Here is a 13,928-nt window from a genome sequence, read left to right on the forward strand (position 1 = left end):
AATTAAGCGTTAAAATCAAAATCTCTTGCAATAACAAACCTCGTTTTAACTGGAAGTTTTTGTGCAGCTAAACGTAAAGCTTCTTTTGCTACATTCATTGGTACACCACCAATTTCAAACAAAATTCTACCTGGTTTAATTACTGAAACAAAATGATCTGGAGCACCTTTACCCTTACCCATACGTACTTCTAAAGGTTTCTTTGTAATAGGCTTGTCTGGAAATATTTTAATCCAAAGCTGTCCTTCTCTCTTCATGTGACGAGTTGCCGCAATACGAGCTGCCTCTATTTGGCGCGAGGTAAGTAAATTCTGATCTAATGATTTGATACCAAACGTTCCGTTAGAAAGTTGAGCACCTCTACCAGAGTTACCTTTCATATTTCCTTTCGCCTTCTGTACCTTACGGTATTTTACTCTTTTTGGCTGTAACATTTTTAATTTCTAATTTTAAAAATTATTTTCTTCTGCGAGGTTGTTGACGTTTAGCATTACCGCCACCTTTATTAGCACCACCTTTTTGTTTAGATAGTCCTGCTAATGGAGATAATTCACGTTTTCCATATACCTCACCTTTCATGATCCATACCTTAATACCTAATCTTCCGTATTGTGTATGTGCCTCAACAAGTGCATAATCGATATCTGCTCTAAAAGTAGAAAGAGGAATTCTTCCTTCTTTATAGTGCTCAGAACGTGCCATTTCTGCTCCATTCAAACGACCAGAAATTTGGATTTTAATCCCTTCTGAATTCATTCTCATTGCTGCTGTAATAGCCATTTTGGTAGCACGCTTGTAAGAAATTCTATTTTCAATTTGACGCGCAACACTAGCTGCTACTAAATTAGCATCTAATTCTGGACGCTTAATTTCGAAAATATTAATTTGAACTTCTTTTCCTGTAATTTTCTTAAGCTCTTCTTTTAACTTGTCTACCTCTTGCCCACCTTTTCCAATAATAATACCAGGTCTAGCAGTAGTGATAGTAACGGTTACAAGTTTAAGTGTGCGCTCAATAATAATTCTTGATACACTTGCTTTAAATAAACGAGCACTAACATACTCTCTTATTTTATAGTCTTCAGCTAATTTATCTCCGTAGTCGTTTCCACCGTACCAGTTAGATTCCCATCCTCTGATAATTCCTAAACGATTTCCAATTGGATTTGTTTTTTGTCCCATATCTACTTTGATTAATTGCTTTTAATTTTAGTACCTAACTCTAAAGTAACGTGATTAGAACGCTTACGAATTCTATGAGCACGACCTTGTGGAGCTGGTCTTAATCTCTTTAACATACCTGCGCTATCTACACAAATAGATTTCACGAATAATCCAGCATCTTCGATACTAGCGTCTTCATTTTTAGCTTGCCAGTTTGCAATTGCAGACAATAACAATTTCTCTAAATTTGTAGCTGCTTCTTTCGAGCTAAATTTCAAGATTTGTAAAGCTTTTTCAACTTCAACACCTCTTACTAAATCTGCTACCAAGCGCATTTTTCTTGGTGATGTAGGACAATTAGTTATTTTAGCGAAAGCTTTAGACTTTCTTGCTTCTTTTAACTGTGTTGCCATGTTATGTTTACGACTTCCCATAATTTCCTACTATTTTTTTCCTTTATTTTTTGCACCAGCGTGCCCTCTAAAAGAACGTGTTGGTGAAAATTCGCCTAATTTATGACCTACCATGTTTTCAGTAACGTAAACTGGTACAAACTGACGTCCATTATGAACGGCAATTGTTTGCCCAACGAAATCTGGAGTAATCATACTTGCTCTTGACCAAGTTTTGATAACTGAAGTACTCTCAGTTTCAACGTTAGCTAACACTTTTTTCTCTAATTTATAGTGAACGAAAGGTCCTTTTTTTAATGATCTTGCCATGGTTTATTTCTTTCTACGTTCTATAATATACTTATTACTAGCTTTAGTTTTAGATCTAGTCTTAAACCCTTTAGCTGGAATACCGTTTCTTGATCTTGGATGTCCTCCTGAAGAACGTCCTTCACCACCACCCATTGGGTGATCCACTGGATTCATACGTACAGCGTTCGTTCTTGGACGCTTACCTAACCATCTAGATCTACCAGCTTTACCAGAAACTAGTAATTGGTGATCTGAGTTCGATACAACTCCAATAGTTGCCATACAAGTTAACAAGATTAATCTTGTTTCACCTGAAGGTAACTTTACTGTTGCATACTTTCCATCTCTTGCCATTAATTGAGCAAATGAACCAGCTGAACGAGCCATAACAGCTCCTTGACCTGGGTGTAACTCAATACAAGAAATTGTAGTTCCTAAAGGAATTTCGCTTAAGAATAAACCATTCCCTACTTCTGGAGCTAAGTTTTTTCCTGAAACGATTACCTGACCTACTTTTAAACCGTTTTGTGCAATTACATAACGCTTCTCACCATCAGCATAACTAAGTAAAGCAATAAATGCAGTACGATTTGGATCGTACTCTATAGTTTTTACTGTTGCAGGAATACCATGCTTATCTTTTTTGAAATCGATAATACGATATTTTTGTTTATGACCACCACCAATGTTACGTGTTGTCATTCTACCCTGGTTGTTTCGACCTCCAGATCGTTTTTTCGGAGCTAATAAAGATTTCTCCGGCTTATCAGTTGTTATGGTGTCGAACCCATTTACAACTCTAAAACGCTGACCTGGTGTTATTGGTTTTAATTTTCTAACTGACATGTTGTCTTTTCTTAAAGATTGTTATAAAAATCAATAGCATGTCCTTCAGCTAACTGAATGATTGCTTTTTTGTATCCACTTGTTATCCCTGTAACTAAACCTTTTTTGGTATGTTTAGTATTTCTTTTAATAGGATAATTCATAGTTTTCACAGACTTAATTGCTACACCGTAAGTTGCTTCAACAGCACTTCTGATTTCCAATTTATTAGCCTTACTATTTACCACAAATGCATAACGATTATTAACTTCGCTATCCTGTGTTGCTTTTTCCGTAATAATAGGTTTTATTAAAATACTCATATCTTTCCTATTTACTTAAATTAGATTGAATTCCTTCTAAAGAGCTTTCAGAAATAATTACTTTGTTAGCGTTTAAAACACTGTAAGTATTTACTCCTGTAGCATTTACAACTTTAGTTCCTTTTAAGTTACGAGATGATAAATAAACATTAGCATTTTCTTCTCCTAAAACGAATAAAGACTTAGTAGTCTCTAAATCTAAAGCTTTTAAAACATTGATAAATTCTTTAGTTTTTGGAGATTCAAAATCGAAATCTTCAATAACTACTAAATTACTATCTTTTGCTTGAATACTTAAAGCAGACTTACGTGCTAAACGCTTTAAGTTTTTATTTAACTTGAAAGAATAGCTTCTTGGTCTTGGTCCAAACATACGTCCACCTCCTCTGAAAACTCCAGATTTAATAGAACCCGCACGTGCAGTACCTGTTCCTTTTTGCTTTTTAATCTTTCTTGTACTACCTGCAATCTCAGCTCTTTCTTTAGCTTTATGAGTACCTTGTCTTTGATTAGCCAAGTACTGCTTTACATCTAAATAAATTGCGTGATCATTTGGCTCAATTGCGAATACCTCGTTAGAAAGTTCAACTTTTCTACCGGTATCTTTTCCTGTAATATCTAAAACTGCTACTTTCATTATTTTTCGATAGTTACAAAAGTATTCTTGTGACCAGGAATTGCTCCCTTAACTACGATAAGATTCTTATCAGCAACCACTTTTAATACTTTTAAATTTTGAACTTTTACTTTGTCTCCACCCATACGACCTGCCATTCGCATTCCTTTGAATACTCTTGCAGGATATGATGCAGCACCAATAGAACCAGGAGCTCTTAAACGGTTATGCTGACCGTGAGTTGCTTGACCAACACCGGCAAAACCATGACGTTTAACAACACCTTGAAAACCTTTACCTTTTGAAACTCCAGAAACATCTACGAATTCTCCTTCAGTAAAGTAATCAACGCTAATTGAATCACCTAATTTATACTCTCCATCAAAACCTTGAAATTCAATGACTTTTTTCTTAGCAGATGTACCAGCTTTTGTAAAGTGTCCATCTAAAGCTTTATTAGAGCTTTTTGCTTTTTTGTCATCGAAACCTAGTTGTAACGCACTATAGCCGTCAACTTCTTCAGTTCTGACTTGGGTAACCACGCATGGCCCTGCTTCGATTACTGTACAAGGAATATTCTTCCCGTTTTCGTCGAATAAGCTGGTCATACCTACTTTTCTACCTATTAACCCAGACATATTTGTTAATTTTAAGACGATAGATTTAATTTATGTATCCAGCGCGTCTATTAATAATAATTATTTGAAACGAATGTTTCATTTTTCCCTTTTTAAGTTTTGAGCAAAAAAAAGAGCTGAAAAAACACCTTCGCTCTGAATTTGTTTTTTACCATCTTTCCCTTGCGAAACCCTCAGGACATGTTAAACTCTGATTAAAAACCAGAATTTGTACACCACAGAACCTAAATTCCGGTGTGCAAAAGTATAAAAAACTTTCGGTTTAAAAAAATTAAACCGAAAGTTAGTTGTATTATACTTTTATTTCAACTTCAACTCCACTAGGTAACTCAAGTTTCATTAAAGCATCAATAGTTTTAGAAGAAGAACTATAGATGTCTAATAATCTTTTGTAAGCAGATAATTGAAATTGCTCTCTAGATTTTTTGTTTACGTGTGGTGAACGTAATACAGTAAAAATCTTTTTATTTGTTGGTAAAGGAATAGGACCGTTTACTACAGCTCCAGTAGCCTTTACTGTCTTTACAATTTTTTCAGCAGATTTATCTACCAAGTTATAATCGTAAGATTTTAATTTAATTCTAATTTTTTGGCTCATCTTAATATCTTATTAACCTTTAGCTTTTGCAATTACATCTTCAGAAACATTTGAAGGAGTTTCTGTATAATGAGAAAATTCCATAGTAGAAGTAGCTCTACCAGAAGACATCGTTCTTAAAGCAGTAACATAACCGAACATTTCTGATAACGGTACTAATGCTTTTACAACTTTAGCTCCAGCACGATCACTCATGTCGTTTACCTGCCCTCTTCTTCTGTTTAAATCCCCTACGATATCTCCCATGTTCTCCTCTGGAGTTAACACTTCGACCTTCATTAACGGCTCCATAATTCTGGCTTTGGCAGCTTTAGCAGCAGCCTTATACCCCATTTTTGCAGCTAACTCAAAAGATAATGCATCAGAATCCACAGGGTGGAAAGATCCATCTCTTAAAGTTACTTTCATTGAATCCATTTCGTATCCTGCTAAAGGACCGTTCTTCATAGCTTCTTTGAATCCTTTCTCTACAGAAGGAACAAATTCTTTAGGAACGTTTCCACCTTTAATTACAGATTCAAACTGTAACCCTTGAACACCCTCATCAGCTGGTTCCATAGTAAATACAATATCAGCGAACTTACCACGACCTCCAGATTGTTTCTTATAAACTTCTCTATGTTCTGCAGCAGCTGTAATAGCCTCTTTATATTCTACCTGTGGCTGACCTTCGTTTACTTCTACCTTGAATTCACGTTTTAAACGATCAACAATAATATCTAAGTGTAACTCGCCCATTCCAGAAATAATAGTCTGTCCTGAAGCTTCGTCAGTTCTAACTGTAAATGTAGGATCTTCTTCTGCTAACTTCGCTAAAGACATTCCTAATTTATCAACATCTGCTTTCGTTTTAGGCTCAACCGCGATACCAATTACCGGATCAGGGAAATCCATAGATTCTAAAACAATAGGATGCTTTTCATCAGATAAAGTATCTCCTGTTTTAATCGATTTAAATCCTACCGCTGCTCCGATATCCCCTGCTTCGATGTAAGGAATAGCGTTTTGCTTATTAGCGTGCATTTGATAGATACGAGAAATACGTTCTTTTTTACCTGAACGGTTATTTAAAACATAAGAACCAGCGTCTAAACGCCCAGAATAAGCTCTAAAAAAGGCTAAACGTCCTACGAAAGGATCCGTAGCAATTTTAAATGCTAAAGCAGCAAAAGGCTCCTTAACATCTGGCTTTCTTCTTTCTTCTTCACCTGTACTAGGATTTGTCCCGATAACAGCTTCCTTATCCATTGGAGAAGGTAAATAACGACATACAGCATCTAACAAGAACTGAACACCTTTATTTTTAAATGCTGATCCACAAATCATAGGAATGATAGACATATCCATTACAGCAGCACGAAGTGCAGCATGCACCTCATCTTCCGTAATTGAATCTTCATCTTCCATGTATTTTTCTAAAAGATTTTCATCATAAGCAGCAACCTCTTCAATAAGTTTCCCTCTTAATTCAGCAGCTTCTTCTTTTAAATCCTCTGGAATTTCAATTTCATCAAACGTAGCTCCTTGTGTTGCATCATGCCATATAATAGCACGATTCTTCACTAAATCTACAATACCTTTAAACTCATCCTCATCACCAATGTTCATCACAATTGGCACTGCATTTGACTTTAACATATCCTTTACTTGCTGACAAACAGCCATAAAGTTAGATCCCTGACGGTCCATTTTATTCACAAATCCAATACGAGGTACTTTATAGTTATCAGCAAGTCTCCAGTTAGTTTCTGATTGAGGCTCAACACCATCAACAGCACTAAATAAGAATACTAAACCATCAAGAACTCTTAATGAACGATTCACCTCTACCGTAAAATCAACGTGACCAGGAGTATCAATAATATTAAAGTGATATCCTTTTGTTTGATCAGTAGCTTCACCGTTATTTAATGGAAACTTCCACTCACAAGTGGTAGCAGCAGAAGTAATTGTAATACCTCTTTCTTGCTCTTGCTCCATCCAGTCCATAGTTGCGGCACCATCATGTACCTCACCTATTTTATGGCTCACACCTGTATAATACAATACACGCTCTGTAGTAGTGGTTTTACCTGCATCAATATGTGCAGCAATACCAATATTTCTAGTAAATTTTAAATCTCTAGCCATTTCTTAGAATCTAAAGTGTGAGAATGCTTTGTTAGCTTCAGCCATTTTATGCGTATCAGTACGCTTTTTAACAGCGGCTCCTTCTTCTTTAGCCGCAGCTAAGATTTCAGCAGCTAAACGCTGTGCCATTGTTTTCTCATTACGCTTACGCGTATAAGTAATCATCCATTTAATTGCCATAGATACTTTACGATCTGGGCGAATTTGCATTGGTATCTGGAAAGTTGCTCCACCTACACGACGAGAACGAACCTCTACATGTGGCATAACATTAGACAAACCGTCTTTCCAAATTTCTAAAGCTGACTTTTCCTCGTCAGTCTTTTTTTCATTTACGATGTCTATTGCATCATAAAATACTTTAAAAGCCACAGACTTTTTACCATCCCACATTAAGTTATTCACAAAACGTGTTACCAATTGGTCATTAAACCTTGGATCCGGTAAAAGGACTCTTTTTTTCGCTTTTCTTTTTCTCATGTCTTTACATTAAAAAAGTTAGTTGATTAATTTTACTTCTTTGGGCGTTTTGCTCCGTACTTAGACCTACGTTGGGTTCTACCCTCAACTCCTGCAGTATCTAACGCACCACGTACTACGTGATACTTAACACCTGGCAAATCTTTTACCCTTCCACCTCTAACTAATACTATCGAGTGCTCTTGCAAGTTGTGTCCTTCACCTGGGATATACGCGTTAATTTCGTTACCATTTGTTAATCTTACCCTTGCTACCTTACGCATTGCTGAGTTAGGTTTCTTAGGTGTAGTGGTATATACACGCGTACAAACTCCACGTCTCTGAGGACAAGCTTGTAATGCAGCCGATTTACTCTTCTTAGTTATTTTGGTTCTTCCTTTACGAACTAATTGTTGAATAGTTGGCATACTATTATTGCTTGTTTTTAATTTGTACTTAAATTACTCTGTTTTAAAAGAGTGTGCAAACTTACGTTTTTTTTTCTAAACATTCAAATATCAGTAAGTTGTTTTACAAAATATTTATTTTAATCTCCTGAAAATAAAATATTGACACACCAAATCAATAATAACATTATATAGAAACTACATATTCATATTTTTTTAAAAAAATATGAATATAACAATAACAAGCCAAAAGAGCTATTACTGTTAAAAATGTGATACTAAAAAGTATCAATAAACATCAAAATTAATATTTATTTAAGAAAACTTTAAGGAAAAGTTTGGCTACTTAACATAAAATCAGGATATTTAGAAGATAATTCAAACTTACACAAAATGAAAACAACGTTTAATGGAATTTTAACGCTACTACTAGCGTTGATTGTGCAAATATCGTTTGCTCAAGAAAAAACGGTTTCTGGTACAGTATCTGACGAATCAGGTCCTTTACCTGGAGTTACCGTATTGAAAAAAGGAACGAATCAAGGTACCGAAACTAATTTTGATGGTAAATACACTATCAAAACTAAAACTGGTGATGTTTTGGTTTTTAGCTTTATCGGTATGAAGAGTATCCAAAAAATAATTGGATCTTCAAATACCATTAATATTATTATGAAAAATGATAATATTCTTGATGAAGTTGTCGTTACTGCTTTGGGAATTTCTAGAGATAAAAAATCGTTAGGATACGCAACTCAAGAAGTAAAAGGAGACGAATTAACAACCAATAAAAGTGGAAATTTTGTAAATGCTTTATCTGGGAAAGCCTCTGGTATTCAAATTAGAAAGAACAATAACATGGGAGGATCTACCAATGTAGTAATCCGTGGAAATGCATCTCTTACAGGAAATAACCAAGCTTTATTTGTTATTGATGGTGTGCCAATTGGTAATTCAAGCTCAAACGCTTCTAGCCAAGCTGAAGGAGTTGGTGGATATTATGATTATGGAAATCCTGCTTCAGATATTAACCCTGAGGATATTGCTTCTATTAACATTCTTAAAGGAGCTGCCGCTTCTGCATTATACGGTTCTAGAGCTGCCAATGGTGTTATTATGATTACCACTAAAAAAGGAAAAGATTCAAAAGGAATTGGAGTAACTATTAATTCTGGTGCATCTTTTGGTAAAATTGACAAAAGTACTTTTACAAAGTTTCAAACAAAATATGGTGCTGGTTACGGTCCTTTTTATGATGGTCCTGGTAGTCAATGGCTTTTAGAAGATATTAATGGTGATGGAACAAAAGATTTAGTAGCTCCTTATATGGAAGACGCTTCTTATGGAGCTGCTTTTGATCCTAAATTATTAGTATACCAATGGGATTCTTTTGATCCTGCTTCTCCTAATTATAAGAAAAAAACGCCTTGGGTTAGTCCTAAAAATGGGCCTATCGAGTTTTTTGAAACACCTATCACAATTACAAATTCAATCTCTTTAGATCAATCTTCTGAAAAAGGTAATTTTAGAATTAACTATACACAGTTTGATCAAACAGGATTAATGCCTAACAGTTCTCAGAAAAAACATAATTTTTCGATGAGCGGTAACCTTAAAATGACAGAGAAATTTACAGCAACAGCCTATGCGAATTACATCAAATCAAAAGCAAAAGGACGTAACTCTACTGGATATAATGACAATATCTTAACAATGTTCAAGCAATGGGGACAAACAAATGTAGATTTACAACAACAAAAAGATAGCTATTTTTCAACTAAAAGAAACATAACTTGGAATCCTGCAACATCTGACGCTGGTTCTGCTCCTATCTTTTGGGATAATCCATACTGGAAACGATACGAAAATTATCAAAATGATTCAAGAGATCGTTTTGTAGGAAATATCTCTTTAAATTATGAAATAAACGACTGGTTAAATGTTACTGGTAGAATATCAACAGATACTTACAACGAAATTCAAGAAGAAAGAAGAGCAAACGGAAGTGTTCCTGCTGCTTTTGGTGTTAGTAGAGGTAATGTTGATGCTGGTTATGGTAGAAAAAATATTTCTAATACAGAAACAAATTATGATTTCATGTTTAACTTAGACAGAAATTTAACCGAAGACCTTAATTTAAAAGCCATTGTAGGAACAAACATCCGAAGAAATACATTTAAATCTATATATGCTTCTACAGCTGGTGGATTAAGTGTGCCTAAACTTTATTCTTTACAAAACAGTATTGGTCCATTACCTTTACCTATTGAAAGAGATGAAAAAGTTGGGGTAGATGGAGTTTACGGAAGTGCCTCTTTAGGATTCAAAAATACGTTCTTTTTTGATGCAACTATAAGAAGAGACCACTCCTCTACCTTACCTAATGATAATAGTACTTTCTACTATCCTTCATTTGCTGGTAGTTTTGTATTTTCTAAACTATTAAATCAAGATTGGTTATCATTTGGTAAATTAAGAGCAAACTACGCAGAGGTAGGAAACAGTGCTCCTTTTGATTATTTAAATGATACCTATAGAGTAAATATTGCTCCTGGAACACCAAGTACATCAGTAGGAAATACCAAAAAAAATATAGATTTAAAACCTGAAAGAACTGAAAGTATTGAAGTTGGTCTTGAAATGAAAGTATTACAAAATCGTTTAGGTTTTGACCTTGCTTATTATAAAAATAATTCAATAGATCAAATTGTAGGAGTGCCTGTATCAACAGCTACTGGATACTCTAGTAAAATATTAAATGCTGGAGAAATTGAAAATAAAGGATTAGAAGTATCTATAAATGGTACGCCTATAAAAACTGATAATTTTTCTTGGAAAGCCAATGTAAACTGGTCTAAAAATGAAAGTAAAGTTATTTCATTAACAGAAGGTATTTCGAACTTACAATTAGGAGATTTTCAAGGAGGTGTAACCATTAATGCTACGGTTGGTCAACCATATGGTGTTATTCAAGGAACTGATTTCACCTATTTGAACGGTAAAAAAGTCGTTGATGCCGAAAGTGGTGAATATGTTAAAACAAGTAGTTCTGATAAAATAATTGGGGATACTAGCCCAGATTGGTTAATGGGAATTTCGAACAGTTTTAAATATAAAAATGTATCGTTAAGTTTCTTAGTTGATTTTCAAAAAGGAGGAAGTATTTTTTCTTTAGATCAATCGTATGGATTAGCAACAGGAGTAAATGCTGAAACTGCTTTTATAAATGATTTAGGCAACCCTGTAAGAAATTCTATTGCAGATGGTGGAGGTATGATTAATCCAGGTGTTAATTCTGATGGTGCAACCAATACTACGCGTATTAGAACTGATAGATACGGTGCTTTTGGATACCGAAGAGGATTACCAAATGCCGCTTTTGTATATGATGCTAGTTTCGTAAAATTAAGAGAAGTAGCAATAACTTATAACTTTACGGATAAAATGATGAACAATACCTTTTTAACAGGAGGTTCTATTAGTTTTTCTGGTTCAAATCTATGGATAATCCATAAGAATTTACCACACGCAGATCCAGAATCTGGTTTATCATCTGGTAACTTACAAGGATATTCTACTGGTTCACTTCCAACAACAAGAAATTTTGGGTTTAACCTTAAATTAAAATTCTAAAGACAACAAAATGAAAAAAATATTAATTTTAGTATCCGCAATATTTATTGCTTCTTGTTCTGATAATTTAGAAAGCTTAAATAAGAACATTAAAGATCCCGCAAACGTACCAGGAGAAAGTTTATTTTCTGGAGCACAGAAAGCTTTAGTCGATCAAATTGTTGATTTAAATGTCAATAATAATAACACAAAGCTTTGGTCACAATATTTACAGGAAACCACTTATACAGACGAGAGTAATTACGATCAATTAACACGTAGTATTCCTAAAAATCATTGGGACATTTTATATAAAGATGTCTTAAAAGATTTAGATCAGGCAAAAAAGACAATTAAAGCAACCACATATTCAACGAATGAATTAAATGCTTTAAAGTCGAATAAATTAGCAATTATTGAAATATTAAACGTGTATGCATACGCTTCATTAGTGGAAACGTTTGGCGATGTTCCTTACACGGAAGCTTTAGATATCGATAATCTTTTACCTAAATATGATGACGGATTAACAGTTTACAAAGATTTGATTGTACGTTTAACAACAGCAATTAACACGTTAAATCCTAATTTATCGAGTTATGGAGCTGCCGATAATATTTATAATGGAGATGTAACAAAGTGGAAAAAACTGGGAGCTTCTTTAAAATTAAGAATGGGGATTTTACTTTCTGATGTCGATAATACATTGGCTAAATCGACTATTGAATCTGCGGTTGCTACGGGTGTTTTTACAAGCAATGCTGATAATGCAACTTTTACGTATTATTCTGCTGATCCAAATACCAATCCAATTCATGATAACTTAGTATTAAGTGGAAGAAATGATTTTGTTGCAGGAAAGACAATCATCGAAATTATGCAACCAAGAACCTATGAATATTTAACAGATTCGAATGAAGATGATGTTATCGATTCAAAAGATAATGCAACGGTTGTTCCAGGTTCTGTAACTTTTACAGATCCAAGAATGGCTTCCTATTTTTCTTCAAATGTAGATGCTGATCTTACGGTACCTCAAGTTGTTTATTTAGGTGGTGAAATTGGAAGTTCTTCTAATTTCAAGAAACACACACAAGTTGCTGACGTTATAAAAGCAGCAACGACCAAAGGTGTTATTTTTGATTATTCGGAAGTACAATTTTTACTAGCGGAAGCTGCGGCTCGTTCTTTTTCAGTTGGAGGAACTGCTAAGAGTCATTATGATATGGCAATTACCGCTTCTTTTGAAGATTGGGGACTTTCTACCGCAGATGCTACTACATTTTTAGCTGCACCAAGCGTAGATTATAACACACTTTTAGCAAGTAAAACTTGGAAAGAAATAATTGGTACACAAAAATGGATTGCTTTATACAACAGAGGATTAGAGGCTTGGACATCAATCAGGCTTTTAGATTTTCCTAAATTAGCGACTCCTACGGATGCTTATTCTGGTTTTCCAAACCGATACACATATCCTGTGGTAGAACAAACGTTAAACGGAAGTAATCACAAAAATGCTTCTTCAGCAATTGGAGGCGATACTACGGAACAAAAATTATTTTGGGATAAGTATTAACACTTTTTTTTAGATTTATTTTATTTTATTAACGCTCTAATTTATTAGAGCGTTTTTTTGTTAAAAAAATTCAACTACCTTTGCCGTATGGAAGAAAACACTACTATTTTTGGTATTAGAGCAATAATTGAAGCGATTGAAAGTGAAGCATCAATTAACAAAGTATATTTACAGAAAGGACTTCGTGGAGAATTATTTTTTGAATTAGATAAATTATTAAGAAAAAATAAAATTTCCATCAGTGTTGTTCCTACAGAAAAACTAGATAGATTATCTAAACATAGTAATCATCAAGGAGCGGTTGCAAGAATTTCTCCTGTTGATTTTCATGATTTAGAAACCTTAATTGAAACGACTTTAGCATCTGATAAAATTCCATTGTTCTTATTATTAGATCAAGTATCTGATGTTCGAAATTTTGGAGCAATTATTAGAACTGCTGAGTGTACGGGTGTAAACGGAATTATCATTCAAAAAAGTGGAAGTGCTCCTGTAAATGCAGAAACGATTAAAACATCAGCAGGTGCTGCTTTTAAAATTCCTATTTGTAAGGTTGATCATATTAAAGACGCAATGTTTCAATTACAGGCTGAAAACATAAAATTAGTTGCCGCTACTGAAAAGACAGAAGATTCTGTTTTTGATGTTGATTTTAATCAGCCAGTTGCTATTATAATGGGTTCTGAACATAAAGGAGTTAGTAATTCTGTATTAAAAATGGCAGATTATAAAGCTAAATTACCATTACTTGGTGAAATAGAATCTTTAAATGTTTCTGTTGCTTGTGGCGTTTTTCTTTATGAAGCTATCCGTCAAAGACAATAAAAAGAGATAATACATTTATTAGAGAATTATAAAAATTAAAATCCTGCT

The 13,928-nt window shown here is 34.2% G+C and carries 15 protein-coding genes; 3 read left to right on the top strand and 12 right to left on the bottom strand.

Annotated features, from left to right (window positions below):
• Positions 1 to 2: 2 nt before the first annotated feature.
• The 12 genes from rplP to rpsL form a co-directional block, all read right to left on the bottom strand.
• On the bottom strand, positions 3 to 434 hold the full coding sequence (rplP, locus tag L0U72_RS07055) for a 50S ribosomal protein L16 (protein ID WP_101916655.1): 432 nt from the start codon (positions 432 to 434) through the stop codon (positions 3 to 5).
• A gap of 22 nt (positions 435 to 456) precedes the next feature.
• Positions 457 to 1,182 carry a 30S ribosomal protein S3 gene (gene rpsC / locus L0U72_RS07060; protein WP_101916656.1) on the bottom strand — a complete coding sequence of 242 codons (726 nt, stop codon included), beginning with the start codon at positions 1,180 to 1,182 and terminating at the stop codon, positions 457 to 459.
• An 11-nt stretch (positions 1,183 to 1,193) separates the two neighbouring features.
• A complete protein-coding gene (gene rplV, locus L0U72_RS07065) occupies positions 1,194 to 1,598 on the bottom strand; it encodes a 50S ribosomal protein L22 (protein ID WP_101916657.1) in 405 nt (134 codons plus the stop codon).
• A gap of 9 nt (positions 1,599 to 1,607) precedes the next feature.
• Positions 1,608 to 1,886, bottom strand: coding sequence for a 30S ribosomal protein S19 (gene rpsS / locus L0U72_RS07070; RefSeq protein WP_101914885.1), 279 nt, complete (start codon positions 1,884 to 1,886; stop codon positions 1,608 to 1,610).
• 3 nt (positions 1,887 to 1,889) lie between these two features.
• Positions 1,890 to 2,714: a 50S ribosomal protein L2 gene (gene rplB / locus L0U72_RS07075; protein ID WP_101916658.1), complete on the bottom strand. Its 825-nt coding sequence runs from the start codon at positions 2,712 to 2,714 to the stop codon at positions 1,890 to 1,892.
• An 11-nt stretch (positions 2,715 to 2,725) separates the two neighbouring features.
• Positions 2,726 to 3,016, bottom strand: coding sequence for a 50S ribosomal protein L23 (gene rplW / locus L0U72_RS07080; RefSeq protein WP_101916659.1), 291 nt, complete (start codon positions 3,014 to 3,016; stop codon positions 2,726 to 2,728).
• A gap of 7 nt (positions 3,017 to 3,023) precedes the next feature.
• Positions 3,024 to 3,653 carry a 50S ribosomal protein L4 gene (gene rplD / locus L0U72_RS07085; protein ID WP_101916660.1) on the bottom strand — a complete coding sequence of 210 codons (630 nt, stop codon included), beginning with the start codon at positions 3,651 to 3,653 and terminating at the stop codon, positions 3,024 to 3,026.
• Positions 3,653 to 4,270: a 50S ribosomal protein L3 gene (rplC, locus tag L0U72_RS07090; RefSeq protein WP_058885437.1), complete on the bottom strand. Its 618-nt coding sequence runs from the start codon at positions 4,268 to 4,270 to the stop codon at positions 3,653 to 3,655. The genes rplD and rplC overlap by 1 nt, the downstream gene beginning before the upstream one ends.
• A gap of 292 nt (positions 4,271 to 4,562) precedes the next feature.
• Positions 4,563 to 4,868 (bottom strand): 30S ribosomal protein S10, encoded by a 306-nt coding sequence (rpsJ, locus tag L0U72_RS07095; protein ID WP_058885438.1) that lies wholly within the window; start codon positions 4,866 to 4,868, stop codon positions 4,563 to 4,565.
• A 12-nt stretch (positions 4,869 to 4,880) separates the two neighbouring features.
• Entirely contained in the window at positions 4,881 to 6,998 is a 2,118-nt protein-coding gene (fusA, locus tag L0U72_RS07100; protein ID WP_233883545.1) for an elongation factor G, read from the bottom strand.
• Positions 6,999 to 7,001: 3 nt separating this feature from the next.
• A complete protein-coding gene (gene rpsG, locus L0U72_RS07105; protein ID WP_058885440.1) occupies positions 7,002 to 7,478 on the bottom strand; it encodes a 30S ribosomal protein S7 in 477 nt (158 codons plus the stop codon).
• A 32-nt stretch (positions 7,479 to 7,510) separates the two neighbouring features.
• On the bottom strand, positions 7,511 to 7,885 hold the full coding sequence (gene rpsL / locus L0U72_RS07110; protein ID WP_028887479.1) for a 30S ribosomal protein S12: 375 nt from the start codon (positions 7,883 to 7,885) through the stop codon (positions 7,511 to 7,513).
• Between the two features lie 372 nt (positions 7,886 to 8,257).
• Here rpsL and L0U72_RS07115 point away from each other — a divergent pair, with 372 nt between their 5' ends.
• From L0U72_RS07115 to rlmB, 3 genes are all read left to right on the top strand, one after another.
• Positions 8,258 to 11,497, top strand: a complete 3,240-nt coding sequence (locus L0U72_RS07115; protein WP_233898759.1) for a SusC/RagA family TonB-linked outer membrane protein — start codon at positions 8,258 to 8,260, stop codon at positions 11,495 to 11,497.
• A 10-nt stretch (positions 11,498 to 11,507) separates the two neighbouring features.
• The gene (locus L0U72_RS07120; RefSeq protein ID WP_233898760.1) at positions 11,508 to 13,055 is read left to right on the top strand and encodes a SusD/RagB family nutrient-binding outer membrane lipoprotein; all 1,548 of its coding nucleotides are present in this window, start codon (positions 11,508 to 11,510) and stop codon (positions 13,053 to 13,055) included.
• Between the two features lie 87 nt (positions 13,056 to 13,142).
• Complete coding sequence (rlmB, locus tag L0U72_RS07125; protein WP_233897395.1) at positions 13,143 to 13,880, top strand: 23S rRNA (guanosine(2251)-2'-O)-methyltransferase RlmB; 738 nt, start codon at positions 13,143 to 13,145, stop codon at positions 13,878 to 13,880.
• Positions 13,881 to 13,928 lie beyond the last annotated feature (48 nt).

This window comes from Tenacibaculum piscium (genome assembly GCF_021390755.1).
GTDB lineage: Bacteria > Bacteroidota > Bacteroidia > Flavobacteriales > Flavobacteriaceae > Polaribacter > Polaribacter piscius.